The organism is Phyllobacterium endophyticum, assembly GCF_003010935.1.
GTDB classification, from domain to species: Bacteria; Pseudomonadota; Alphaproteobacteria; order Rhizobiales; family Rhizobiaceae; genus Phyllobacterium; species Phyllobacterium endophyticum.
Genome location: NZ_PGGN01000002.1, coordinates 1,088,447 through 1,113,614, shown reverse-complemented (window position 1 = coordinate 1,113,614; position 25,168 = coordinate 1,088,447). Strand labels below are relative to the sequence as shown.

29 protein-coding genes are annotated in these 25,168 nt (G+C 57.1%); 14 read left to right on the top strand and 15 right to left on the bottom strand.

The window, feature by feature from the left end; genetic code table 11:
* Together lptG and lptF are read right to left on the bottom strand one after the other, a co-directional pair.
* Window positions 1-1,089, bottom strand: coding sequence for an LPS export ABC transporter permease LptG (gene lptG / locus CU100_RS13515; RefSeq protein ID WP_106717042.1), 1,089 nt, complete (start codon window positions 1,087-1,089; stop codon window positions 1-3).
* Window positions 1,089-2,291, bottom strand: a complete 1,203-nt coding sequence (gene lptF / locus CU100_RS13510; protein WP_106717273.1) for an LPS export ABC transporter permease LptF — start codon at window positions 2,289-2,291, stop codon at window positions 1,089-1,091. The genes lptG and lptF overlap by 1 nt, the downstream gene beginning before the upstream one ends.
* A gap of 278 nt (window positions 2,292-2,569) precedes the next feature.
* Between lptF and CU100_RS13505 the strand changes: the two genes are divergently transcribed.
* Genes CU100_RS13505 through CU100_RS13480 form a run of 6 tightly spaced genes read left to right on the top strand, consistent with a single transcriptional unit; the run spans window position 2,570 to window position 7,756 of the window.
* On the top strand, window positions 2,570-4,060 hold the full coding sequence (locus CU100_RS13505) for a leucyl aminopeptidase (protein WP_106717041.1): 1,491 nt from the start codon (window positions 2,570-2,572) through the stop codon (window positions 4,058-4,060).
* Between the two features lie 5 nt (window positions 4,061-4,065).
* A complete protein-coding gene (locus CU100_RS13500; RefSeq protein ID WP_170113816.1) occupies window positions 4,066-4,692 on the top strand; it encodes a glutathione S-transferase family protein in 627 nt (208 codons plus the stop codon).
* Window positions 4,693-4,699: 7 nt separating this feature from the next.
* Window positions 4,700-5,149 carry a DNA polymerase III subunit chi gene (locus CU100_RS13495; protein ID WP_106717039.1) on the top strand — a complete coding sequence of 150 codons (450 nt, stop codon included), beginning with the start codon at window positions 4,700-4,702 and terminating at the stop codon, window positions 5,147-5,149.
* Between the two features lie 10 nt (window positions 5,150-5,159).
* Window positions 5,160-5,750, top strand: coding sequence for a hypothetical protein (locus tag CU100_RS13490; RefSeq protein ID WP_106717038.1), 591 nt, complete (start codon window positions 5,160-5,162; stop codon window positions 5,748-5,750).
* A complete protein-coding gene (locus tag CU100_RS13485) occupies window positions 5,750-6,298 on the top strand; it encodes a GNAT family N-acetyltransferase (RefSeq protein ID WP_170113815.1) in 549 nt (182 codons plus the stop codon). The genes CU100_RS13490 and CU100_RS13485 overlap by 1 nt, the downstream gene beginning before the upstream one ends.
* Before the next feature lie 36 nt (window positions 6,299-6,334).
* Entirely contained in the window at window positions 6,335-7,756 is a 1,422-nt protein-coding gene (locus CU100_RS13480) for an MFS transporter (protein ID WP_106717036.1), read from the top strand.
* 21 nt (window positions 7,757-7,777) lie between these two features.
* Here the strand turns inward: CU100_RS13480 and CU100_RS13475 are convergent, their stop codons facing one another.
* Complete coding sequence (locus CU100_RS13475) at window positions 7,778-9,673, bottom strand: ABC-F family ATP-binding cassette domain-containing protein (protein ID WP_106717035.1); 1,896 nt, start codon at window positions 9,671-9,673, stop codon at window positions 7,778-7,780.
* Window positions 9,674-9,776: 103 nt separating this feature from the next.
* On the bottom strand, window positions 9,777-10,289 hold the full coding sequence (locus tag CU100_RS13470) for a DinB family protein (protein WP_106717034.1): 513 nt from the start codon (window positions 10,287-10,289) through the stop codon (window positions 9,777-9,779).
* A gap of 66 nt (window positions 10,290-10,355) precedes the next feature.
* On the opposite strand from CU100_RS13470, the gene CU100_RS13465 reads away from it, so the two are divergent.
* Complete coding sequence (locus tag CU100_RS13465) at window positions 10,356-11,048, top strand: glutathione S-transferase family protein (protein WP_106717272.1); 693 nt, start codon at window positions 10,356-10,358, stop codon at window positions 11,046-11,048.
* A gap of 96 nt (window positions 11,049-11,144) precedes the next feature.
* Window positions 11,145-11,567: a nucleoside-diphosphate kinase gene (gene ndk, locus CU100_RS13460; protein ID WP_106717271.1), complete on the top strand. Its 423-nt coding sequence runs from the start codon at window positions 11,145-11,147 to the stop codon at window positions 11,565-11,567.
* Window positions 11,568-11,625: 58 nt separating this feature from the next.
* Here ndk and CU100_RS13455 read toward each other — a convergent pair whose 3' ends face one another.
* From CU100_RS13455 to CU100_RS13425, 7 genes are all read right to left on the bottom strand, one after another.
* Window positions 11,626-11,868, bottom strand: coding sequence for an META domain-containing protein (locus CU100_RS13455; protein ID WP_170113814.1), 243 nt, complete (start codon window positions 11,866-11,868; stop codon window positions 11,626-11,628).
* Window positions 11,869-11,888: 20 nt separating this feature from the next.
* A complete protein-coding gene (locus tag CU100_RS13450; protein WP_106717032.1) occupies window positions 11,889-12,074 on the bottom strand; it encodes a hypothetical protein in 186 nt (61 codons plus the stop codon).
* On the bottom strand, window positions 12,059-12,529 hold the full coding sequence (locus tag CU100_RS13445) for a molybdenum cofactor biosynthesis protein MoaE (RefSeq protein WP_106717031.1): 471 nt from the start codon (window positions 12,527-12,529) through the stop codon (window positions 12,059-12,061). Before CU100_RS13445 ends, CU100_RS13450 begins: the two co-directional genes overlap by 16 nt.
* A 3-nt stretch (window positions 12,530-12,532) precedes the next feature.
* The gene (gene moaD / locus CU100_RS13440) at window positions 12,533-12,787 is read right to left on the bottom strand and encodes a molybdopterin converting factor subunit 1 (RefSeq protein WP_106717030.1); all 255 of its coding nucleotides are present in this window, start codon (window positions 12,785-12,787) and stop codon (window positions 12,533-12,535) included.
* 3 nt (window positions 12,788-12,790) lie between these two features.
* A complete protein-coding gene (gene pgsA / locus CU100_RS13435) occupies window positions 12,791-13,375 on the bottom strand; it encodes a CDP-diacylglycerol--glycerol-3-phosphate 3-phosphatidyltransferase (protein WP_106717029.1) in 585 nt (194 codons plus the stop codon).
* Between the two features lie 196 nt (window positions 13,376-13,571).
* Complete coding sequence (uvrC, locus tag CU100_RS13430; protein ID WP_106717028.1) at window positions 13,572-15,671, bottom strand: excinuclease ABC subunit UvrC; 2,100 nt, start codon at window positions 15,669-15,671, stop codon at window positions 13,572-13,574.
* Window positions 15,668-16,435, bottom strand: coding sequence for an SDR family oxidoreductase (locus tag CU100_RS13425; protein WP_106717027.1), 768 nt, complete (start codon window positions 16,433-16,435; stop codon window positions 15,668-15,670). The genes uvrC and CU100_RS13425 overlap by 4 nt, the downstream gene beginning before the upstream one ends.
* 504 nt (window positions 16,436-16,939) lie before the next feature.
* On the opposite strand from CU100_RS13425, the gene CU100_RS13420 reads away from it, so the two are divergent.
* The gene (locus CU100_RS13420; protein WP_106717026.1) at window positions 16,940-17,584 is read left to right on the top strand and encodes an outer membrane protein; all 645 of its coding nucleotides are present in this window, start codon (window positions 16,940-16,942) and stop codon (window positions 17,582-17,584) included.
* 53 nt (window positions 17,585-17,637) lie between these two features.
* On the opposite strand, the gene CU100_RS13415 is transcribed toward CU100_RS13420, so the two are convergent.
* The 4 genes from CU100_RS13415 to CU100_RS13400 form a co-directional block, all read right to left on the bottom strand.
* Window positions 17,638-18,234, bottom strand: a complete 597-nt coding sequence (locus CU100_RS13415; RefSeq protein WP_106717270.1) for a glutathione S-transferase — start codon at window positions 18,232-18,234, stop codon at window positions 17,638-17,640.
* 79 nt (window positions 18,235-18,313) lie between these two features.
* On the bottom strand, window positions 18,314-19,054 hold the full coding sequence (locus CU100_RS13410; protein ID WP_106717025.1) for a ribonuclease T2 family protein: 741 nt from the start codon (window positions 19,052-19,054) through the stop codon (window positions 18,314-18,316).
* A 12-nt stretch (window positions 19,055-19,066) separates the two neighbouring features.
* Entirely contained in the window at window positions 19,067-19,513 is a 447-nt protein-coding gene (locus CU100_RS13405) for a hypothetical protein (RefSeq protein WP_106717024.1), read from the bottom strand.
* Between the two features lie 56 nt (window positions 19,514-19,569).
* Window positions 19,570-20,430 carry a 23S rRNA (adenine(2030)-N(6))-methyltransferase RlmJ gene (locus CU100_RS13400; RefSeq protein WP_106717023.1) on the bottom strand — a complete coding sequence of 287 codons (861 nt, stop codon included), beginning with the start codon at window positions 20,428-20,430 and terminating at the stop codon, window positions 19,570-19,572.
* Between the two features lie 163 nt (window positions 20,431-20,593).
* On the opposite strand from CU100_RS13400, the gene CU100_RS13395 reads away from it, so the two are divergent.
* From CU100_RS13395 to CU100_RS13375, 5 genes are all read left to right on the top strand, one after another.
* The gene (locus CU100_RS13395) at window positions 20,594-21,436 is read left to right on the top strand and encodes an EamA family transporter (RefSeq protein ID WP_106717022.1); all 843 of its coding nucleotides are present in this window, start codon (window positions 20,594-20,596) and stop codon (window positions 21,434-21,436) included.
* A gap of 82 nt (window positions 21,437-21,518) precedes the next feature.
* The gene (locus CU100_RS13390; RefSeq protein ID WP_106717021.1) at window positions 21,519-22,316 is read left to right on the top strand and encodes a glycosyltransferase family 32 protein; all 798 of its coding nucleotides are present in this window, start codon (window positions 21,519-21,521) and stop codon (window positions 22,314-22,316) included.
* A 63-nt stretch (window positions 22,317-22,379) separates the two neighbouring features.
* On the top strand, window positions 22,380-24,503 hold the full coding sequence (locus CU100_RS13385) for a molybdopterin oxidoreductase family protein (protein ID WP_106717020.1): 2,124 nt from the start codon (window positions 22,380-22,382) through the stop codon (window positions 24,501-24,503).
* Between the two features lie 54 nt (window positions 24,504-24,557).
* The gene (locus CU100_RS13380; RefSeq protein ID WP_106717019.1) at window positions 24,558-24,866 is read left to right on the top strand and encodes a type II toxin-antitoxin system RelE/ParE family toxin; all 309 of its coding nucleotides are present in this window, start codon (window positions 24,558-24,560) and stop codon (window positions 24,864-24,866) included.
* A gap of 47 nt (window positions 24,867-24,913) precedes the next feature.
* On the top strand, window positions 24,914-25,168 hold the full coding sequence (locus CU100_RS13375; protein ID WP_245419027.1) for an addiction module antidote protein: 255 nt from the start codon (window positions 24,914-24,916) through the stop codon (window positions 25,166-25,168).

Here is a 25,168-nt window from a genome sequence, read left to right as displayed (position 1 = left end):
CTAACCATCCTCCTTGTGCAACAGAAAGGAGACCCCAAAGAAAGTTGCGATCAACACAGGTGTCCATGCGGCAACGAAAGGCGGAACGAATCCCGCATTACCGAACGCCTTGACCACGACCGTGACGACATAAAGCACGAAGCCTGCGAGGACGCCACCCAGAATCATCGCCCCGGATTGCCCGAACCGGACAAATTTCAAAGAAACGGTCGCAGCGATCAAGGTCATCGCCATCAGCAGAGCTGGCAAAGCCAATAAAGACTGGAAATGCATGTCAAAAGCGTTGGCCGAATAGCCGAATGAGCGAGCTGCGGCAATTTTGTTACGCAGCTCGAAAAAAGGAATTGTCTCTGGAGCGGCGAGGCTTTCCTCAACGAATTCAGGCCGCAGACGGGTCGGGATACGCACGGTTTCCTCGCTGACGGGCCTCTCGCCGAGGACAAATTTCGTCGCCTGATTCAGCCGCCAGAACCCGTCTTCAAGATCGGCCGTTTTTGCGTCGTACCTCTCGATGACATCCTGATTCTTGTCGAGCCGGATAAAGACGGCGTCGACCAGACGCAAACCACGGTTGACGACGGACTTGGACCCGATGATCGTATCGCCTTCGTCAGTTTTCTGTCTCAGCCATGGCACACGATCGGCCGACACGTCGTTGGCTTTGCCAGCGCGCCAATTCGCCGTTATCTGTTCGCTCCGCTCAAAGCCCCAGGCAGCGAGCGGATTGACGGCGAGCACGGCGACCAGGCCGAAGAGGAGGGCGCCGGCGCAGGCAGGCAGCAAGAATTGCCACGCCGAAACACCAACCGAACGGGCTACGACCAGTTCGTACTTGCGGTTGAGGGAGATGAGAGTCGCCATCGCCGCAAACAGCGCGATGAAAGGAAACACCTGCTGCATGATGTAAGGCACGCGCATCGCCGATAGCCCGAACGCCTGGATCGCCGAATAATCGGGCAGTGCAGACAGTCTGCCTGACTGTTCAGTGAAATCGAGGATCAGCGACAGCGCGAAGCTTCCCATCAGGAAGTAACATGTAATCGTCACATAGCGCAGGAAGAAATAACGTCCGAGGGTCCAGCCGATCATCAGCGTTGCCCCCCGCGCTTGCGGCGGAAGAACCTCGCTCCGGCACCGGCAAAACCCGCCTGCCTGGTCTCGAAAACGGTTCTGAACCAGTTGTTCCAGGATGCCGGAATGCCAATCTGACGATTGGTAGCAAGGGCATATATGGCCAGAAGCGCTGCGGATATCGGAATTGCAAACATCATCGGCAGCATTGATGCGTTCTTGTCGGCACCTTGCCCGGTTGAGTAGCCGAGCCAGAATACAACGAGGCTGAGCGTGATCGCCGTGAAGGAAGCGGAAATGCGTGCCTCGCGGTGTGAACGCGAATCAGCGGCTGCCGCCAGAGAAATCAGGGCGAATACGATAGGATACATCCAGTCGGTCAAGCGCTTGTAGAGCTCTGTCCGGTAGCGAAGCGGACGCTGCTGATATTGCTTGTCATTCGGGTCCGGGTTCATGAGGTAGCCGAGCGGCCGGTCCTTCGGAAAGATTGTCGCTTCCTTGTCATCTGCGGCGACGAACGCCGCCAGATCCAGCGCGTACGTGTTGAACTTGATGATGGAGACTTTGCCTGTCTGGACGTCTCTGCGGTCTACCTCGCCATCTTTCATTACAAGAAGTTTTTGATCGCCGGTTTCCAGGACACGCCCTTCTTTGGCGTAATAGACCAGATCGGTTGTCTTGTCGCGCGAATCGGAGACGAACACGCCCCTGATCGTGCCGTTGGAATCCCGGTTCTCTATTTGAATATAAAGATCAGAATCGATCTCCCGGAACGCCCCCTGTTGCACTACCAGGTTGATGACATCGCCGCGAGCATCGGCCATCATCTGGCGCATGCTCAGCTGCGAGTAGGGAACGACGAAATTGGAAATCAGGAAGGATGCAGCTGCAATAGTTACCGCAAACAGCATCACGGGCCGTATCACCGCCGTGCGAGGTGCGCCGGCGGCATTGATGACGACAAGCTCGGAATCCTGGTTCATGGTCGAAAGCGTTTGCGTGACTGCAATGACCAGCGCAAAAGGCATGACCACAGGAAAAGCGGAGGGCAAAAGGGTGGAGCTGAACTTTAGGATATCAAAGTAGTTCTGACCGCTGGTCGTCAAAAAATCGATGCGTCCAAGTACCTGGATAATCCATGTGATCCCGACCGCGGAAAGCAGGACGGCAAAAAACATGACGACGATCCGTCGCAAGATGTATATCTCAATCAGGCGCATGTCATGTTTCGCAAAAAGAGTTCCGCCACCTTGTCCGATCAGCCGTTGAATTTCCCCGACTGTCCAATCCATGCCTTGGTAGCCAGGGCATTATTCCGAGTTTATGGGCGAACCCGCTGCATGTTCAATAATCCCGACACGTTCAATCTAGTCAGGCTTGGCTAAAAATAGGCGAATAAAGCTGGTTAACAAGGTCTTAGTCTCTGCCTAATGATCACCCCCTCATTCAACAACGCCGACGATTGTGGAAATCACATTTTGTTCAAACCGGAGATATCATGTCCAAACGTCCATCGATAAGTTTCGCAAACCATGCAGCCGTAGAGACCGGCACTGCAATATTGCTGGTTGGCACTGAAGGCAGAGCCGCTGCAGAAGCCGAATCTGTTGTCGGTCAGGCTTTGCTGTCGCGTATCATCGATGTCTCGGATTTCAAGGGAAAACTGGCGGCCAGCCTCTCCACTCTTGCCCCGTCTGGAACGGCGCTTGAACGCCTGGTGCTTGTGGGAATTGGTGAACCGGCCAAGCTGAAAGGCGATGACTGGTTGAAAATCGGTGGTGCAGCGTTCTCGAAAATTGGGAAATCAAAGAACGTATCGGCAATTCTCGCCCTGCCTGATGCGGATGTTTCACCAGAAGATGCCGCAGAGTTTGCGCTGGGCATGTTGCTTCGCTCCTATACGTTCGACAAGTACAAGTCCAAAAAAGGCGAGGGCGAGAAGGACGACAAATTTGTCCCTGCCATTACCGTTCAGGTTGCCGATCCGCATGCCGCCAAAAAGGCGTTCGCCAACTCCCTCGCCGTAGCGGACGGCGTTCTCCTTGCCCGCGATCTCGTCAATGAGCCCGCCAACATCCTTGGCCCCCAAGAATTCGCCGCGCGTGTCGAGGAGTTGAGGAAGCTGGACGTCAAGGTGGAGATACTTACCGAAAAAGACATGAAGAAGCTCGGCATGGGGTCGCTCCTGGGGGTGGCGCAGGGCTCTACGCGTCCCGCACGGCTAGCTGTCATGGAGTGGCACGGCGCGAAAGGAAAAGACAAGCCGATCGCTTTGGTGGGCAAGGGCGTCACCTTCGATTCCGGCGGGCTTTCCATTAAAACTGCTGGTGGCATGGAGGAAATGAAAGGCGATATGGGCGGCGCGGCGGCGGTGACTGGCCTCATGCACGCGCTCGCGTCGCGCAAGGCCAGGGTTAACGTCGTTGGCGTCATCGGTATCGTTGAAAACATGATCAATGGCGACGCTCAACGGCCGGGCGATATCGTCACTTCCATGTCGGGTCAAACCATAGAGGTCCTGAACACGGACGCGGAAGGGCGGCTCGTCCTTGCGGACGCGCTCTATTATTGCAGTGACCGGTTCCATCCGAAATTCATGGTCAACCTCGCCACCCTGACCGGCGCCATCATGGTCGCTCTTGGCGTGTCTAAGGCCGGACTGTTCTCCAACGACGATACTCTCGCCGCACAACTTTTCGAGGCCGGCGAGGCAACTGGAGAAAAACTCTGGCGCATGCCGCTGGGTGCCGAATATGACAAGCTCATCGACACCAAGAATGCGGACATGAAAAACATCGGCGGGCGTCATGGCGGAGCGATCATCGCCGCCCAGTTCCTGCAGCGCTTCGTGGGCGACACGCCCTGGGCTCATCTTGACATTGCCGGTACGGCCATAGGCGCGCCAGTTAGTGAATATAGCCAATCCTGGGCATCCGGCTTCGGTGTTCGTCTTCTTGACAGGCTGATCCGGGATAATTTCGAGGGATAACCAGGGTGGAGATCAAACTCTACGGAACCGAAGAGAGTGTCTACACACGCATCGTGAGGCTCGTTCTCCTGGCAAAGCTGGCTGATTTTGTCTTGATCGAAGCTGATCCGTTCGAAGGTGGCTGCTTGCCGGATGATTATGAGATCCGGCACCCCTTCAAGCGTATCCCTGCGCTCGAAGTGGATGGGGTTCGTCTTTATGAGACGGATGCCATCGTTCATTACGTTGATGCTGTCATCGATGCTCCGAAGCTTTCGCCATCGGGACACTTGGACAATGCCAGGATGCGTCAGATCATGCGGATTGTCGACAACTACGCATATCGTCCGCTAGTGTGGGGGCTGTATGTTCCAGGCTATTGGCGTGACCGCCTGGAGCCCGCCCGCGAGGACATCGAGAAGTCGCGCCACGTCCTTGGCGTCGTTGACGACTTCTTGGTGTCTTCTCCCGGTGCCGCATTTAATGAGATGACCCTGGCAACGTTCTATCTCGCCAGCGTGCTTGCGGCGGCGGATAGTGTGGCATCCGGTGCTTCGCTGATTGACGAACGACCGCGCTTGCGGGAATGGTGGAACCGTATCAGAACAGAAACGGTCATGTTGAAGACCAGATCCAAACATACGAAATTCTGAACCAGCAATGACCGATATCCTTTTCTATCACCTGACCGAGTCGACCCTGGAAAATGCATTGCCTGGTCTGGTCGAGCGTTCGCTCGAGCGCAAATGGAGAGTTGTGATCCAGACGGGATCGGAGGAGCGGCGTGACAGCCTCGACAATCATTTATGGACGTGGTCGGACGCCTCTTTTCTGGCTCATGCCACTGATCAGGAGCCCTATCCGGAAGAACAGCCCGTTATCCTGACCACCGGCAATGGCAATCCCAACGGAGCAACTGTGCGGTTTGTTGTCGATGGCGCGGAGCCGGTAAACGTCGAGGCTTACGAGCGCCTGGTACTGATGTTTGATGGACACGACCAGCACCAGCTGGAGCAGGCAAGGACACAGTGGAAATCGTTGAAGGCACAAGGCCACACTCTGACCTATTGGCAGCAGAACGCCGAAGGGCGGTGGGAAAAGAAAGCGTGAGGTCCGTGCAGTGCGCTTCGTTTTCCTGATCCTTCTGCTGATCGGAGTCATGCTCGGGATTGGATATCCTTGGGCCGTGTGGAATTTTTCTGGCGAGGAAATCGGCTCGTGGCGTGTCTACGACCGCCCTGGCTCCTACAAGCCCGTTACCGTCAGATTGACCGCAGCAGATGCGCCAGTTCGCGCCTTCGTCGACATGCAGCCATTGCGCAATTTTGTTCCTTCGATAGGTCGATCGGCGCTGACTGCAGTCGTAACGCGCCAGGACAAGGACGTTCTCGTCGCGACATTGACCTATGAGAACACCCGGGCCGCGAACAAGGGCTCGCCTCAGGGCCCGCAAGTCTTCCGCGACAGTATAGGCGATATCGATCCTGTTGAGGACGGTAATTATACCTTTACGATTGGTCCCGGCGATATAGATGGGCTCGAAGTGGCGCAAGTCGACCTTATACTGCGCAGAGGGGCAGCGGCAGTCGACTGGCGCGCGATGCCCGCGGGCATTGCCCTGGTTGCATTCAGTATTGTTGGCCTCGTTCGCCTGCGCCGCAGAAGAGCGACGGCGAGTAACGCTCCTCCTCCGCCGAAATGGGGCAGGTAATGACGGAGCAGCCGGAAAACTTTCCAAACATTCTAACCCAAAGGCTTCGACTGCGCCGGTTCGAGCCAAAGGATGATGCTGGGCTTCACGCCTGTATCGGCGATGCGAATCTGGTGCGCTACTGGGATTTCTCCGCCTGCAGAAACATCCAGGAGACACGCAGCTGGGTACGCATACTCGCCAAGACGGTCAATCCTGATGATGCGGTCGCATGGGCTGTTGCAGTGAAGGAAACAGATGATTGCATTGGGATGGTCAATTACCATCATCGCGAGGCCCGCAGTCGCAGGCTGGAGATCGGCTATATTTTACGGGCGGAGTGGCATGGCCGCGGTCTGATGGGCGAGGCCGTGCAGGGCGTGATGTCACACTGCATACGCAAGCTGAACACTCACCGTATCGCTGCGCTCATTCATCCGGAGAATGGACCATCGATCAGGCTGGTGACGCGGCTTGGGTTCACCTTTGAAGGCGGTCCTTTGCGAGATTACTGGCGCGTCGGCGAAACTTACATGAGTCCGATGGTCTACAGTTTCATCGCGAACTAGGCCAGAACCGCAGCAGAACTGCAATCGAGGACAACCATGCATGACCCCGCAGTTTCCGGCACGTCTCGCTGGTCGGAGCTATTGACGCCAACCTATTCGGCGGCGACCACGACGCTCTGCCTTGGTGTCGCGTTATTTGCGTTCAACGGCTTCCTTGTTTCGACGTCGCTTCCAACCGCCGTGCGTGAAATTGGTGGTCTTGAGCTGATTTCGTGGGCCTTCACCATCTATCTCGTACTTTCCATCGTCGGTGGCGCCAGCGGCGCCCTGTTGAAGGCAAGATTAGGCGCGCGAACAGCCTTGGTGGGTTCGGCACTGGTGTTCCTTGCTGGAACCCTTATCGCCGCGTTTGCATCGTCAATGACCGAAGTGCTCGTCGGCCGGGCACTGCAGGGATTGGGTGAGGGCATCATAGCTGCCATATGCTACGCGCTCATTCCCGAACTTTTCCCATCGCGCTTGGTCGCCCGGGTTTTTGGTGCCGAAGCCGTCGTTTGGGCTGTTGCTGCCTTCGGTGGCCCGTTGATCTCAGGACTTCTCACCGAGCAGCTTTCCTGGCGCGCGGCGTTCCTTGTCAATGTTCCTTTGGCTCTCATTTTCATCGCGCTCGTTCTGCGGATCGTGCCAAAGTCTTCTGGCGGAGTTCAACTGATGAGCGTGCCATTTCTGAGGCTCTCAGCCATCGGCTCCGGTATCATGCTCGTTGCGCTTGCCAGCATCATGCAGGCGGTGCTCCTCCAGGTTTTGTTCGTCGCAGGAGCGGCTATCTTGTTGGCTTCGGTCGTCGCTTTCGATCGGCGCAGTGCTACGCCCCTCTTTCCCTCTGATGCCTTTGCTTTGAATTCCGTCGTTGGTATCGGTCTGTGGATAGTGCTGCTCATGCCCGTCGCGCAGGCGGCGACCTCCGTCTATCTGGTGATGACGCTGCAAGAGCTTTGGGGCTACGGTCCGACCAAGGCAGGCGCCTTCAACGCGACCTTTGCCATTGCCTGGAGCCTTTGTGCCATCCTCGTTGCCAATCTTCATGATCCACGCCACCGCGCCTGGATGATCAGGCTTGGACCGACACTTCTCGTCGCCGGTCTCGCAACCATTGTCCTTGGTTTTTCGATGAATATGGCTCTGGTTGTGATGCTAGGCCAGATTCTCATCGGAACCGGCTTCGGCGTCTGTTGGGGCTTTGTCAGCCAAACTGTGATGGAATCAGCGCGGAGCGGCGAACGAGACCGCGCCTCGGCACTCCTTCCGACGCTGCAATCGGCCGGATATGCCATCGGAGCGGCCGTTGCGGGGCTCGCTGCCAATGCGGCCGGCTATCCCGCGGCGACCACACCGGAAGCTCTGCGTGATGCGACGATAACGATTTTCATCGTTTCAACGGTCATAGGGCTTGGTGCAATGGCTGCGGGCTATGCGCTGCGGCAAAAACGCAAGGCGCACGTGGCAGTAGAACTCTAGGGGGCGAGATGCGGCGGCGGATCAAAGATCGGCCATTGCCTCCTCGTACTCCCCTGAAAGCATCAGCCATTCTTCTTCTGCCCGAGCGAGCGAAGACTTGGCATAGCCGATTTCCTTGCCGATTTGCGTCGCCTTAGCCGGCTCGCGTGTATAAATAATCGGATCGGCGAGTTGGATTTGCAGGGAGTCGATCTTCTTCTGGAAGCGTTGTACCTGGGCTTCGGCTTCCTGGATTTTCTTCTGCAAGGGCTTCAAGGCCTCTCGCTTCTGCGCCGCGAACTTTCGTTGCTCGGCTTTTGTCAGCTTCTGGCCTTCCTCGACCGAAATCCTGTTGCCGGACCGTTCAGCCTTTGCATCCGCTAGTACCAGCGACCGGTAAGCGTCGAGATCGCCATCATAGGGGGCGACACCGCCATCGCGCACGAGCCAGAGCCGGTCCATGGTCGCTTCGATCAGATGCCTGTCATGTGCAATCAGGATAACGGCGCCATCGAAGTCGTTCAGCGCGTGCATCAGCGCTTCACGGCTGTCGATGTCGAGATGGTTCGTCGGCTCATCGAGGATGAGCAGGTTCGGACCCTGGAAAGTCGCCAAGCCCATCAGGAGCCGGGCTTTCTCGCCGCCGGAAAGGTCTTTTGCGGCCGTATTCATCTTGACAGTGGCAAGCCCCATGCGCGAGACGCGGGCGCGAACCTTCGATTCCGGCGCATCAGGCATCAATTTGCGCACATGTTCGATGGCATTGTCCTCCGGGATCAGATCATCGAGCTGATGCTGGGCGAAGAACGAGATTTTCAGGTTGGGCGCAACCGTCATCTTGCCTTTTTGCAAGGGCAGGCGCCCGCCGATCAGCTTCGCAAGAGTGGACTTGCCGTTTCCGTTGGAACCGAGCAGCGCGATGCGGTCATCCGCATCGATGCGCAGATTGAGGTGCTTGAGAATCGGCTTGCCCGGGGTATAGCCGACTTCGCCGCTTTCGATCGCGATGATCGGGGAAGCGACCACTTTCTCCGGTTCCGGGAAATGAAACGGCATCACATGATCTTCGATGTGAGCCGAAATCGGCTTCAGCTTCTGCAGTGCCTTCAGCCGTGATTGTGCCTGCTTCGCCTTGGATGCCTTGGCCCGGAAACGTTCGACGAAAGCCTCCATGTGGCTGCGTTGGGCTTCCTGTTTAACACGCTGCTTTTGCTGCAATTCGAGTGCTTCGCTGCGAAGCTTCTCGAACTGATCGTAATTGCCCTGCCACAGCGTGAGCTTGGTCAGGTCGAGATGGATGATCGAGTTGACCGCTGAGTTCAGGAGATCGCGGTCATGGCTGATCAGGATGACGGTGTGCGGGTAACGGCGCACATAATCTTCAAGCCACAAAGTGCCTTCAAGGTCGAGATAGTTGGTTGGCTCGTCGAGAAGCAATAGGTCCGGCTCGGCGAAAAGAACCGCGGCGAGAGCGACACGCATGCGCCAGCCGCCCGAAAAGGATGAGGCCGGGCGCTTCTGTGCTTCCGCATCGAAACCGAGGCCCGAAAGAATTGCACCGGCGCGCGCCTCTGCGGAATGCGCATCGATATCCGCCAGCCGGATGTGGATGTCGGCGATGCGGTGCGGGTCGGTGGCTGTCTCGGCCTCTGCCAGCAAGTTCGTGCGTTCGGTATCGGCAGCAAGTACGATTTCGATCAGCGAATCTTCCGTGCCTGGCGCTTCCTGCGCGACCTGGCCAATCTTGATGTTCTTCGGGAGAAAGAAATCCCCGGTCTCGGCATGAAGTTCGCCAGTGATCACTTTGAACAGCGTCGATTTGCCCGCGCCGTTGCGCCCGACCAGTCCAGCCTTGGTGCCTGATGGCAGGTTCAAGCTGGCGTGGTCGATGAGCAGGCGGCCGGCCATACGCACGGAAATGTCGTCGAGAATAAGCATGGCCGCGCTTTTGCACGGGAAATTGCATTTTCGCAAGACAGTACCGCTGCATATCTGCTGTGCGCCATGCAAAGAAGTTCACAATCATTCATGGATCCGAACCCTAGGAATACGGCCTGCCTTCCTCCGTTCGTTGGAACTGTATGAGATCAAACGTCGGTGCCGATCTCCCCAGCGCCGTCAAAATGCCATGCGCCTGGCCGCGATGGTGCGTCTGGTGGTTGAAGAGATGTGCCAACGCGGGTGCAAGGCGCTGGCTGATAGTGCGCATGTCGCTGACTGTCGTATACGTAAAGCGTCCGGCAATATCCGCGCTCTCGAGGCTGTTGATCCAATCGATGATGCGTGCATCCTCCGCTACCCGCGCTGCCCTGAGATCGTCCAATCTGTCGTGGACTATTGCATCAAGCGCCTTGGGCGCGTCTCCTTGGCCCGTGAAGCGATGCAGCCAGATACGGTCTGTCACCAATAGATGGTTCAACGTGCCGTGCAGCGAGGAAAAAAATGCACGCATGTCGCGCCGGTATTCTTCATCGTCAAGTTCGGCCGCCGCAGCGTAGAGGCGTTGGTTTGCCCAGCGGTTATAGGCGGCGAACATGCGAAAATGCTGCTTCATCGAGTTGACTTTCCAAGCAAAAAGGTCAGTGTTGTTGACATAAATTTTGAAGAGGGAATTTCTTCCATGGGTATCATTCTGCACGAGCTTGTCGGCACCGATCAAGGCCGTCCTTTTAGCCCGCATTGCTGGAAGACGGTCATGTCGCTGGCGCACAAGGGTCTGCCATTCGATCGCAACCGTGTTTCCTTCAGGGACATACCAAAGCTCGAGAATGGCTATTCTTCCAAAGTGCCTGTCATCCGCGATCAAGACCAGCTCGTAGCGGATTCCTTCGAGATAGCGCTTTATCTTGAGGACAGACACCCCGACCGGCCTTCTCTGTTCAAAGGCGAGGGCGGCCGAGCCATGGCGCGCTTTGTCGAGGGCTATTCGCAGATGATCCTGCACCCGTTCATCAACGTGGTGGTCCTGATGGCAGTGCACAATCTCCTCGATGCTCCGAACCAGGCCTATTTTCGTGAAAGCCGCGAGAAGATCTTTGGCCGCAAGCTCGAAGATGTTGCTGCAATGCGCGATGCGAAACGTGAAGCGTTCACGGCAAGTCTTGAACCCATCCGCAAGATGCTCCTGTCTCAGCCGTTCATTGGCGGTGAGGGCCCGTTATTCGCAGACTATATCGTCTTCGGCGCTTTTCAGTGGGTCCGCGTTCTAACGCCTTATCAACTGTTCGATCGCGGGGATCCGGTGCAGGACTGGTTCGAGCGTTGCCTCGACCTGCATGGAGGCGTGGCACGCGAAATCAAGGCTGCCGTCTAGGCTCTTCCCGGGCGATGGGCAAAAGCTCTATTGGCAAACGGGCTGCCTGCCGCTATAGAGCCGCGATCCAATCTCCCAATGACAAGGTTTCATTCCATGGCAATTGAACGCACTTTTTCGATGATCAAGCCCGACGCAACGCGTCGCAATCTCACCGGCGCTATCACCGCGAAGCTTGAGGAAGCCGGTTTGCGCGTTGTTGCTTCTAGACGCGTCTGGATGAGCCGCCGCGAGGCCGAAGGCTTCTACGCTGTCCATAGGGAGCGTCCGTTCTTCGGTGAGCTCGTTGACTCCATGTCCTCTGGTCCGACCATTGTTCAGGTGCTCGAAGGCGAGAACGCAATTGCCCGCAATCGCGAGATCATGGGCGCGACCAACCCCGCCAACGCCGATGAAGGCACGATCCGCAAGACCTTCGCACTCTCGATCGGCGAAAATTCGGTGCACGGTTCCGATGCTCCGGAGACTGCCGCGGAGGAAATCGCCTATTGGTTCTCCGGTACTGAAATCGTCGGCTGATATTCTGGAATGTTGATAAATGAAAGGCCGGGTTCGCCCGGCTTTTTTATTGTAGCGATCAATTCTTCTGCGCCAGTCGAGCAATCGTTTTGTCGGTTTCGCCGCGCAATAGCAGTTTTCCGGTCTCGGCGTCGATTGCATAGGACCGTGTCCGCTCCATCACGGAGAAGAACTTCTGTTCCTGGTCCATCAGCGCAGGCGGGCACATCATCCGAGTTGCCGCTGCAGGTTTGAAGGTGAGCTTCTGCGCGTCGATCGTGGCACGGCTCATGAAGCGGTTACACCCGCCTGAGCCGTTCACCGACCCGTCCGCGTCGATTTTCAACTCGTTTGTGCATCGTCGATCACACCACGGCCATCAATATCTTCAGCAAGCCACGATACGTTTCTGATCTCGCCAGCCGGTTCGTCGCCGCGAGCAGAAAACGACAGGACCATCAGGACCAGGACGGCCATGGCGCCGATGATGAGTGAGCCAATCGCCAAGCGGTTCACAAACTGTGCCATCGTTTGAAAGCTTCCTTATCTTTCGCCTTGGTTTCCACCCAGTCGCTCTCCTTGCCACTTACCAGATGTTGCTTCTTCCAGAACGGCGCGGCGTTCTTCAGGTAGTCCATCAGGAACGAAGCGCCTTCAAAAGCTGCCTGGCGATGCGCCGAAGCAGTGACGACAAGGACGATGTTCTCCCCCGGTTTTATGAGACCATAGCGGTGCACGACAGTCAGACCCGTCAAACTCCAGCGATCAAGCGTCGTCCTCGCAATCCGGCCGATCTCAAGTTCCGCCATGCCGGCATAGTGCTCGATCTCGAGCGCGGCCAGCGTTCCTGCCTCGTCACGGCAAAGTCCACTGAATGTCACCACCGCGCCGACCCCGCGCCGATCTCTCGTCAGGCGGTCGATCTCGGCGGCGGTATCGAAATCCTCGGCCTGAACCCGGATCCGCGGTTCGACGTTGTTCATCCGTCATCCCCCGGTCATCGGCGGGAACAGCGCAATTTCGTGGGCATCCTTGACCGGCGCATCGTGCTCGACATGTTCCTGATTGATCGCAACACGGATCACATCCTGGTATTCGAGCGCTGATTGGTATTCCTCGCCGCGCGTTTTCAGATGTGCCAGCAGGTCATTCACCGTCACGATCGAGGGATCGAGCTCGATATATTCTTCACCCTTGCCGATCCGCTCACGCACCCATGCGAAATAGACGAGTTTGGTCATTGATCAATCCACCACATGCTTCAGTCCGGCGCGGAAATAATCCCAGCCTGTGTAAAGGGTTATCAGCGCGGCGATCCACAAAAGGATGATACCAGATATGGTGATGATCGGCACGATCTGATCACCGGCAGGTCCGGCCAGTAGAAATGCGATGGCGATCATCTGGATTGTGGTTTTCCACTTGGCAAGCTGGCTTACCGGTACGCTGACCTTGAGTTCCGCAAGATATTCACGCAGGCCCGATACCAGGATTTCCCGGCAGAGGATGATGATGGCGGCCCAGAGAGACCAGCCTGCGATCGTTCCGTCGGCAGCCAGGAGCAGCAGGCAGGCCGATACCAGCAGCTTGTCCGCAATCGGATCCAGCATTCGCCCGATGGTTGATGTCTGCTTCCAGATACGCGCCAGATATCCGTCGAGGAAATCCGTGATGCTGGCAGTGACGAAAATTGCCAGCGCGCCCCAGCGCGCCGAGTCGCTGGATTGCAGGCGGCCCTCAAGGAAGAAGCACACGACCACCAGCGGTACGGCAACTATTCGAGCATAAGTCAGAAGATTCGGCAGAGAGTAGGCGTTGTTTTTGTGCATATTTCCAACCAATCAAAGCGCATGATCCAAAAACCGCTTTCGATTCTTGGAAAGGATTATGCGCCAAACAAAGAGCCGCTTGGTCATTGCGCCTCCTGTCGGAAGCACGACCCGCAGTGCCGATCAAAAGGGCTCGACCGCCATACGTCAAGCTCATCGTCACGAAGTCAGGCGCAATTATGTCTGGAGTAGGCCCCTACGTACGGAAATGATCGCGAATTGTGATGGCCATCGCTTCAGATATACCGTCGACCTTCATCAGGTCTTCGACAGCTGCCCGCGAAACCGCCTTTGCCGTGCCGAATTGATGCAGTAGCGCTCGTTTGCGCGACGGACCGATTCCCGCGATTTCATCGAGCGGGTTCTTGACCATCTCCTTTTTGCGTTTGGCCCGGTGCGTCCCGATGGCAAAGCGGTGTGCCTCGTCACGCAGACGCTGCAGGAAGTAGAGTACCGGATCGCGCGGAGGGAGCGTAAATGGCTGTTTGCCCTCCATGAAGAAACGCTCGCGGCCCGCATCACGGTCCACACCCTTGGCGACGCCAATCGCCGTGACCTTCCCGGCAATGCCCATCTCCTGCAGGATACCGCGGACAGCGCTCATCTGGCCTTGGCCGCCGTCGATGAGGATAATGTCCGGCCAGGCCGGGAAAGTGTCCGAATCGTCATCCATATCGTCGACCTCAACCTCCTCGTTCGGCACATCCCTGGCGTCCGGCGTGCCATGCTCCTTCACCAGACGGCTGAAACGTCGCTCGATCACTTCGCGCATCATGCCGAAATCGTCGCCGGGTGTGATCTCGGTCGAGCGGATATTGAACTTGCGGTACTGGTTCTTTACGAAACCTTCCGGCCCCGCGACGATCATCGCGCCGATGGCGTTCGTACCCATGATGTGGGAATTGTCATAAACCTCGATACGCCTTGGCGTTCTCTCCAGCCCGAACGTTTCGGCCACGCCCTTGAGCAGCCGCGATTGCGATGAAGTTTCTGCCAGTTGGCGGCCAAGAGCTTCACGCGCGTTGCTCATGGCGTATTCCACCAGATCACGCTTCTCGCCACGCTGCGGAACGATGATCGATACTTTACGGCCGGATTTCGCCGTCAAGGCCGCGCACAGCAGTTCCTGGTCCTCGACTGCTTGCGAAAGCATGATCAGCGCCGGGCAGGGCTTGTCGTCGTAGAACTGAGAGAGGAACGCCCCGAGAACCTCGGCGCCGGAGAGCGAGGAATCCGCTTTGGGATAATAGGCGCGGTTGCCCCAGTTTTGGCCGGTCCGGAAGAAAAATACCTGGATGCAGGTCACGCCGCCATCCTGGTAGATGGCGAAGACATCGGCTTCTTCGACAGATTGCGGGTTGATGCCGGAATGGGCCTGGATGTGTGAAAGCGCCGAGAGGCGGTCGCGGTATACCGCTGCGCGCTCGAAGTCGAGATCAGCCGAAGCCTCGCGCATCGCATTCGAAAGATGTGTCTTTACCGCCTGGCTTTTGCCCGAAAGAAAAGCCTTTGTTTCACTGACAAGCTCGTCATATTCGGTTTCATTGATCTCGCCGGTGCACGGACCAGAACATCGCTTGATCTGATAGAGCAGGCAGGGGCGCGTTCGATTTTCATAGAAAGAGTCCGTGCAGGTGCGCAAAAGGAACGCGCGCTGCAAAGCGTTTATCGTACGTCCCACTGCTCCCGCAGATGCGAACGGGCCGAAATAGTCGCCCTTGCTCGATCGTGCGCCCCGGTGCTTGAAGATACCGGGTGCCAGTCGGCGATCGGCCTGCTTGGGTGCGGTCAGGAGAATGTAGGGGAATGATTTGTCGTCCCGCATCAGCACATTAAAGCGTGGCCGCAAGCGTTTGATCAGGTTGGCTTCGAGCAACAGCGCTTCCGTTTCCGTACGGGTGACGACGAATTCCATCTTGGCGGTTTCGCGAATCATCCGGCCGATGCGGTTATTGTGGCCCTGACCGCGAGCATAATTCGAGACACGTTTCTTCAGGCTGTGCGCCTTGCCGACGTAGAGGACGTCGCCGGCCTCGTTGAACATGCGATAGACGCCCGGTTTGTTCGGCAGGCGTTTGACCAGCGCAGCGATCACATCGGCGCCGCTGGTCCCGTCGCCGGCACTTGTGGAATCCCATTCTATGGCACTGATCAGCGCCGCAACGTCTCGTACGGGATCGTTGCTTTCCTCTGCGGGTTCGCTCAGGTCCTCATCGATGGACAAATCGATATCGTCTTCGCTCGCATCGCCGGGAAGAAGCTGCCGTGGACTGGGTTGATTTGCCGGATCGTTCATTCTGCTATTCCTGAAACATCTGCGGTTTCCCACGCCAGATGTTGTCCGCCATCGAGAGCGATCATTTGCCCCGTGATTGATCGTGTTTCCCATAGATAGCGGATTGTGCGGCCGAATTCTGACAGGTCGGGCCCGTGCTCCAGAAGCAGTGTGCTCACCTGCCGGTCGAAGTCTTCCTTGCTCTGCCTGTTGCTCGGCATTGTCGGTCCCGGTCCGATGCCGTTGACGCGGATGCGAGGCGCGAGAGCCTGTGCCAATGTTTGCGTCGCCGTCCAAAGGGCAGCCTTCGACAGCGTATAGGAGAGGAATCTCGGCGTCAGTTTCCACACGCGGTGGTCGATGATGTTGACAACCAAGCCCTCGCTATGCGCCGGAAGAGCCGTCGTCATTGCGTCGGCCAGAAGCACTGGCGCCCTGACGTGGACTGCAAAATGCATCTCCCACACTTTGTCATCTGCCAGATTGCCTATTCCGTCGTCCTCGAAGACCGATGCGTTGTTGACCAGCAGTTGGACCGGCCCAAGCTGGTCCTGCGCGTCGCGAATAAGGCGGCGCACGGCGTCGCTGTCCGAAAGATCCGCCTGGACGACGCAAGCTGTGCCCCCGGCCGCATAGATGTCCGTGAGTAGCTCTTCGCCTTCGTCCCGCGAATGATTGCAGTGTATCGCCACGGCAAAGCCGTTCAGCGAAAGATCCTGGACGATCGCCTTGCCAATCCTCTTGGCTCCACCGGTAACAAGAGCAACGGGCTGATCTGTCTTCAAGTGGTGGCTCCTTCACGCGGCGATTCAGGCACGAATATAGGGGTCGCACCGCGAAAGCGCGAGAGTGAATGGTTCTTGCGCTGTCAGTAATGAACAGATGCAGTCTATTGGTTTACATCCGGACGCACTGGCCTGGACGATGCCGGTATTGCGGCGAGAAACAGCTTGGAAGCCCAAGACGAATCGAGTTCTTAAGCAAGGATTAAGCATGTTATAGTGCAGTGCAATATCGAGGAGCTTTCGATAAAAATTTCTGAAAATATGAACCCAAATCTATTTTGTTGGCTTGTTTTCAGGTTGTTGAATTTATTGGATTATTTCCGATGTTGCAAAAAAAACACATCGCATTTCCGCCATTTTCCCGACAGTTTCTTTTCACAGTCCGGAGCAAGTGCCGCCACAATGCGGCGCGAATGTCTGTCCGGTCAAGCGGACGCAAATTCTTGGTTTTTCCCCCCGACCAGTGCCCGCTCCGTGTAAAAGAGTTTAAAAAAGGAGATTGCCATGCGCACTCTTAAAACAACGATCCTCGCTTCGGCGGCCGTACTTACGCTTTCCGCCCCTTCCTTTGCCGCTGACGCCGTTCTGGAACAGCCGCCTGCACCGGCTCCTATCGAAGCGCCGGCTGCCGCTGACTGGTCCGGTGCCTATCTCGGTGCCTATGGCGGCTATGGCTGGAACAAGCACAAGACGGATGATGATGGCAACATCAACGCCGATGGCTTCCAGGGCGGCGCTTACGGTGGTTACAACTTGCAGAACGGTCAGTTCGTCTACGGTGCTGAAGCCGATCTCGGCTACAACGGCGGTGACGAGACCCGCAATGGCATCAAGGCCAAGCAGGGCGTAGAAGGTTCGGTTCGTGCCCGCGCCGGTATCGCACTTGATCCGGTACTGTTGTACGGCACAGGCGGTCTCGCCGTGACCAACAGCAAGTTGTCGTCCGATCTGGGCAGCGATTCCAACACCCGCATCGGCTGGACTGTCGGTGCCGGTGCTGAAGCCAAGATCACACAGAATATCGTAGGTCGCGTCGAATATCGCTACAGCGATTACGGCAAGAAAGACTTCGACCTCGGTGGTCTCGACGACGTGTCCAGCAAGCTGACGACGAACGAAGTTCGTCTTGGCGTTGGCTACAAGTTCTAAGCCATCCCTGATCTGAAAGGGCCGGACGGGAAACTGTCCGGCCCTTTTTTGTTCTACTTTGGCAGCAAGGCTGCAAGTTCTGGATGCAGTTCTTCGAATCGCTTCTGCCAGCGCTTCAGTTTTGAACGGCCCTTTTCCCATTTGCCTTCAAAGCGCAGGCTCGCATAGGCGAGGGCGGCGGCAAGGGCTATATGTCCTCCATGGATTTTCTTGCCTAGGCGCGGCGGTGCCGTGTTGAGGTGATCAAGCACGCGAATGGCCTTGCCCCATTGGCGATCCAGCCACGGCTGATGGACCTTTTCTTCCGGATGGAAGCGACGCTCGTAGACATGCGCGAGCAGCACGTCGCATAGGCCGTCGGCAATCGATTCCATCTGTTCGGCTTCGAGACGCTTTTCCGCGTTACGCGGAAAAATCTTGTTGCCCGACACGCGGTTGAGATACTGCGTTATGACGCGGCTGTCGAATATTGCCTTGCCGTCATCCATGATGAGCGTCGGTATCTTGCCGAGAGGATTGGCAGCGATGAGTTCCGTCGGCTCGGCATTGGTGTCAACCAGCACATCCTCGATGGGAACTCCCGCATAAAGCGCTGTCATGCGAACCTTGGTACTATAGGGTGAGGCGGGGGAATAAAGAAGTTTCGGCACTGTGAGCTCCATCGATCACGATTCGGTGCCGAACCGTAACCTCGCCAGGGGTTTTCTCAAAGAGCGACACTTTAACAGGCTATTGTGCAGCAGGCATTTCCACTGATCGTCGCCGGCAGGACGAGCGGTCGACCTCGGGACAAGGGCGGAACGTCAGTTCCTTCGTCAAGCAAACCCGCACCTCCCGCAAATAATCGCGATCACACGTGACGGCGATGCCTTCCGTGGAGAGGCCCGGATTGGCGGAGACGAAAGCCTGTTCGAGCAATTGCGGATTGACCGGAGCGCGAGGCGTCGGCTGGCGATATGCGGGCGGAATAGCTACCCGCTGTACCGCCTGGCGCACCAGGGAAAAGTAGTCCTTCTGCGTCAGGCCGGTGCACGAACCATGCTTGCGCCATTCATGCGTGACCAATCCCGGCGATGGCATGATGTCGGACAATTGCTTGGCTTGGGCAAAGGGAACGTTGCGGCTCTGTGATGTTTCGCAATTCTGCGGATAGCCAGTCTCGAACTGGGGCCAAAGCCCATGCACGACGAAACCGTATGGCCGACCGGAAGAACATTGTTGCCTGTTGGCGTTCGCGCCCTCCGCCGCGCAGTAGCTGGGCGACCAGGAGAGAGCGAGCACGTAGAAATCAAAGCCTGTACTGGAAGTCGGGGCGATTTTCTCCCTCCCGTCCGCTTCAGCCGGCGCGTCGGGAGAGTGCTCGGCGGGAACGTCGTTCACCCCTGTGTTCTCTTCATAGATGTATGACAGAACGGTAATGCCGATCAGAGCTGCAAACACCACATAGCGTGCCAGCTTGCCGGGCGGCATAAATCGCGTTGCTTAGTAGAGCGTGCGGCAGTTGCCGTTATAGACGTGCCAACGATCGAATCCGGAAACACAGAATTCGACATTGTTGCCGATCCCGACGAAGCCCTGACCCTCTTCCACGAGATACCAGACCGGACGTTGATCCCCATCCGAAAGGTGCGCTGTTGCCCGGCAATAGTGGCGTGCCACGGCATCCAAGTCGGGGTCCCGGCTTGGCTCGAAACGGGTCAGACGCACGTCGCTGAACTCCTGGATCGCTACCTGCGGCAGGTTTGGTACATGGTGCACCTGGTATGAAAATTTATTGACGATGCGGTTGAGGACGTGTGCCTGCCCGCATGTGTCGTCATAGACGGCGCCTTGCCTGATGTAGTCAGCCGCTCTTGCCGGTGCAGCAGCCGATGCCAGTGCCAGGCCAACGGCGAAGCCTGCGGTAAGAAACGATGATACGCGTGCCATAGGATCACTCTCCGTGAAATCTCGTTGGCGCAATCTCAACTAGCCATTGCATCCGGTCAAGCTCCAACTTGCTCGCCGCGTATCCAATCGAGCGTGAAACCGGCGTTCTGTTCGTCACTGAGGATTTTTGACAACGGTGGAAGAATTGTGCGCAGTTCGTCATAGAGCGTGTATGGCGGGTTGACGACGATCATCCCGGTGCCGTCCAGCCGAGGCTCCGGCGATGGCGCACGAATCATGAGTTCCGTACGCAATATCTTGGGAATTTGGGTCTCGTGCAGTGCGGTCACGAATCGCTGCACCTCGTCCCGGTCTTTCACCGGGTACCAAAGTGCGAACGTTCCGCCCGAAAACCGCTTGCGCGCGCGCATGAGCCCTTCCACCAGCCGCTTGAACTCGCCGCCAACTTCGAACGGCGGATCAACCAGGACCAGCCCGCGCTTTTCCTTTGGCGGCAGATGTGCGCCCAGCGCCAGCCAGCCGTCCAGTTGTGTCACGCGCACCTGAATGTCGCCTTCGAATATCTCCGCCAGCAATCCCGCGTCGACTGGATGCAGTTCCAGTGCAGACAAACGGTCCTGGGGCCTCAGCAGATGCCTCACGATCAGGGGCGATCCCGGATAGTGTCTCATTGCGCCATCGGGATTCTCGGCGCGTACGATGTCGAGATAAGGCTGGATCAGTGCAGCGGCGTCGGTACCGAAGTTGGCATCGAGCAGGCGACCAACGCCGTTCTGCCACTCGTTCGTTTTGCCCGCTTCAATGCCCTTGAGGTCATATCGGCCTATGCCCGCATGCGTGTCGATGACGCGAAAGGCTTGTTCCTTGCGCTGCAGATAAAGCACGATTCGCGTCAGAATGATGTGTTTGACCACATCGGCGAAATTGCCGGCATGATATGCGTGTCGGTAGTTCATGAGGCGCTTCTCTCATGACGCGAGCCCGGTCGCAAGCAAGCTTGTCGTTCAACACTTTCCTTGATGTCGAAGTTGAGCTTATCGAATTTGCCATCTCCCGCAAATCTGTCATACAGCGCAACGGGCACACTCGTATCGCTGGCGTGCTGCGGGTGAAGAGATAATGTCCGGAACCGTCGTCCTCATCGTGCTTTTTGCAGCACTCATGCATGCAAGCTGGAATGCCGTCGTAAAATCCGAGGGCAACAAGTTCCTCAACACGGTTGTCGTGGTCACGTCAGCGGGCATCATAGCGGCCATATGCCTGCCATTCCTGTCGCCGCCGGCGCGCGAAAGCTGGCCTTTCCTCGCCTCTTCCGGTGTTGCACAGGTCATTTATCTCGTCCTGGTCGCGGCGGCGTATCGCAGCGGTGATATGAGCCAGGCCTATCCGATCATGCGCGGCACGGCGCCTCTGATTGTTGCCGTCGCAAGCGGGCCACTCATTGGCGAGGTCCTGTCGTGGCAGAAATGGGCAGGAATTGCGTTGATCTGCGGTGGAGTGCTGGCTCTCGCGCTTGAGTCCCGGCGGCGTGCGGGTTCGAACCGGGCAACCACCATCCTCGCCCTGATCAACGCTGTTGTCATCGCCTCGTACACGTTGATCGATGGTATCGGCGTTCGTCATTCCGGAGCGCCTGCTTCTTATACGATGTGGGTGTTCGTGCTGAATGCAGTCCCGCTATTGGTCTGGACAATGATCATGCGCCCGGGCGAATTGTGGCCCCACTTTCTCAAGCGAACGCGGCTCGCAACCATCGGGGGCGTTGGTACGCTCGGCTCATATGGCCTTGCGCTCTGGGCGATGACCATGGCGCCCGTCGCTGCGGTCGCCGCCCTGCGTGAGACGTCGATCCTGTTTGCCGTCGTCATCTCCGCCTTCGTTCTGAAGGAAAGCGTCGGCCCGAAGCGTCTTGCGGCCGTGGCTCTCATCGCGGCAGGCGCGGCAGTGATGCGTCTGGCATAGCCACCTCTGCAAGTGGCCGCAAATTGCTTATCGTTCGCGGCTGTGCTAGCCGGGCTTCAACATTGCTGGATAGGTACACATTTTGGAAATCTGCAGTTTTTGGTATGGTTCCTCATTGCGCTTCGTCGACAGGGTTTGCCTGGCTTCCATGATTCTCGCTGGGCACAGGGTCAAGCTGTTTTGCTATGATCCGATCGGCAACGTACCTTCTGGCGTTGAAGTTCACGATGCGGAGCCAGTGTTGCCGCGGCATGTTTTTGCCCGGATAAACAAGGATTTTCCGGCAAAGAGGCCGGGCGTCACTGTGCTCCAATTCAGCGATCTGTTCCGCGTCATGTTGATGAAACATGGCGAAGGCGCCTGGCTCGACACCGATGTATATCTCATCAAGCCATTCGATCCGGCGCCCGCAAAGCCGTATCTTGCGCGAGAAAACTTCTCGCGGCTCGGCGTTTCGGCCCTCTACCTTCCTCCGGACAATCCGATCATTGGTGATTTCGACGCCTACATCAACGGAACCGAGATCCTGCCGGATTGGCTTGGCTTTCACCGGCGGTTCATCAAGCCCGCTTTGGCACGCTTGAAGGGCGAAGAAGTCACGACTGGTATGATCGGCCATACTGTCTTTGGCAATGACGGCATCTCGCGGCTGGCGCGGCGGCACGGATTTTTCAGGGACGCGGCACCGAAGGAAAGCTTCTACTATTGGACTGGCCGCGATGCCCTCCGGATTTTCGATGCCAAGTATGGTCTTGAACCCATACGACACAAGGATTTCATCGGCTTCCACATTCATAAGAAGCAACCGACTGATCTACCCGCTGAGCCCGGCAGTTTCTACCACTGGGCGATAGAGCGAGTGCAGCACCTGCTCGCTTGAAATTACCGGCGGCGGTCGAAAAGCACCATTTGTGACCGTCGGAATTTGCGCTATGGATAGGCAATGAATAAACCTCTCCTGCTTCGAACGGGCCACTCGGCCTGTCCTCATGATTGCCCGTCGACCTGCGCGCTTGATATCGAGGTGCTCGATACGGGCCATATCGGACGCGTACGCGGAGCGAAAGAGAACAGTTACACGGCTGGCGTCATCTGTGCCAAGGTTGCACGCTATGCGGAGCGGATCCATCACCCGGAGCGCCTGCTGAAGCCCGTCATCCGCGGCGGCGCAAAAGGTGAGGGCATCTGGAAAGAGGCGAGTTGGGAAGCCGCGCTCGATCTGGTCGCCGAACGCTTCCTCAAGGCGGAAGCCGATCATGGCTCCGAAAGCGTCTGGCCATACTACTACGCGGGCACGATGGGGCTTGTGCAGCGCGATTCGATTCATCGCCTGCGCCATGCCAAGAAGTATTCCAATCAGTTCGACAGTATCTGCACGAACCTGGCCTGGACGGGCTTCTTCGCCGGAACGGGAAAGCTTGGGGGTGTCGATCCGCGCGAGATGGCGAAGTCCGATTGCGTCGTGATCTGGGGCACGAATGCCGCTGCAACCCAGGTCAATGTCATGACGCACGCGGTCCGTGCCCGCAAGGATCGCGGCGCCAAGATCGTCGCCATCGACATCTATGAGACGGCCACGGTCCGGCAGGCGGATTTGGGCCTTGTTCTCAAACCCGGCACAGATGGGGCTTTCGCTTGCGCCGTCATGCATGTGCTGTTTCGCGATGGGCTTGCCGATTGGGACTATCTCAACGCCTATACCGACGATCCGAAGGGCCTCGAACAACATTTGCAGGACCGCAAGCCGGAATGGGCTGCCGCGATCACCGGCCTCAGCATCGCCGAAATTGAAGAGTTCGCCCGGCTCGTCGGCACGACCAAGAGAACTTTCTTTCGGCTTGGTTATGGCTTTGCCCGCCAGCGCAATGGTGCAGTAAACATGCATGCAGCGCTTTCGATTCCGGCGGTAACCGGCGCCTGGAAATATGAGGGCGGCGGCGGGTTTCATTCCAATTCCGGCATCTTCCACATGGACAAGCGGGAGATCGAAGGTCGCGCATTTGCCGACCCCTCCGTCCGCCATATCGACCAGTGCAAGATCGGCCCGGCGCTTACCGGAGACGCGGCTGCACTCTATGACGGTCCGCCGGTCATGGCGATGCTGGTTCAGAATACCAACCCTGCCAATGTCGCGCCGGAGCAGCGTCTGGTGAAGCAGGGTATGCTGCGCGATGATCTGTTCATGGCCGTGCATGAGCAGTTCATGACCGACACCGCCAAACTCGCCGACGTCGTGCTGCCTGCCACCATGTTCATGGAGCATGACGACATCTATCGCGGTGGCGGCCAGCAGCACATCGTGCTCGGTCCCAAACTGATCGAGGGCCCCGGTGAGACCCGCCCGAACCTTTATGTCATCAACGAACTGGCCAAGCGCCTTGGAGTGGGCGATCTGCCCGGCTTCGATCTCGATGCCAAAACGCTCATCGACAATATGATGGCGGCCAGCAATCTACCTGGTTTCGACGTCCTGAAGGAGAAGCGTTGGCTCGACATACAACCCGACTTCGAAACGGCGCACTATCAAAAGGGGTTCAGCTGGCCGGACGGCAAGTTCCGCTTCAAGCCCGACTGGACTAATGGCCCGTCACCCAACCGGCCGCCGCAGTCGATGGGCCTGCAAGGTCCGTTCGAGAACTTGCCGCAATGGCCCGATTATTGGCAGGCAATCGAAGTCGCCGATGAAAAGCATCCATTCCGCCTGGCGACGTCACCCGCCCATAATTTTCTGAATTCGACCTTCTCCGAAACTCCGACGTCTGTCGCCAAGGAGAGACGGCCCGAACTGCTCATCCATCCCGAAGATGCCGCTGAACTAGGAATTGAAGATGGCGCGCGCGTGGAAATCGGCAATGATCGCGGCGAAGTCGTGGTTCATGCGCGCATTCAGGCCGTGACCAAACGCGGCGTGGTGATTTCCGAAGGCATTTTCGCCAATTCGGCCTTTGAACGTGGCGAGGGGATCAATGTTCTGACCGGTGCCGACTCGCCGGCACCCAATGGCGGCGCCGCCTTCCACGACAACAAGGTCTGGGTGAGGCTGGCGATCGACAAATTTTTGCGATGATACTCGAAAGTAAATTTCATAATCTAGACATTTTGACAACTATGGTTTACATTTTTGAGTTATTTAGTTAAGAAGACAGATACATTTTCAAGCTGGATTGGTGGTTTGCGGGATCTGCGGGCGCGGGCAATAATAATGTCGCGGCTGAACAGATTGGCCGCCGGAAATTTCGGTGACTACAAGCTTCTTGGCGACGGTGTCGGTGAGATGAGAGTTGATAGTGGGCCTGGTTATCGGCTTTATTTCACCAAGCAAGGCAGTATCTTGATTATTCTGTTATGCGGTGGAGACAAGAGCACGCAGAGCAGAGATATAAGAGAAGCAAAGGCAATGGCGAGGGATTTGAAGGAGATACGATCTTGATAAAGCTGAGTCCCTACGATCCAGTTGAACTACTCGACTCCGAAGAGATGATCGAAGAATATTTACTGGCAGCATGCGAGGAAGGTAGTGCTTCGGATATCGCCCGCGCATTGGGGGACATCGCCCGAGCTCGTGGTATTACCGATCTTGCCCGTAAGACCGGTCTTACCCGTCAGACGCTCTACAAAGCCTTGAGCGGCGAAGGCAATCCGGAATTGGCGACAATCGCTAAGGTCGCCGAGGCTCTCGGATTTCGCCTATCCTTTGTCCGGACATCGAAAGACCATCAAGACGCCGCTTAA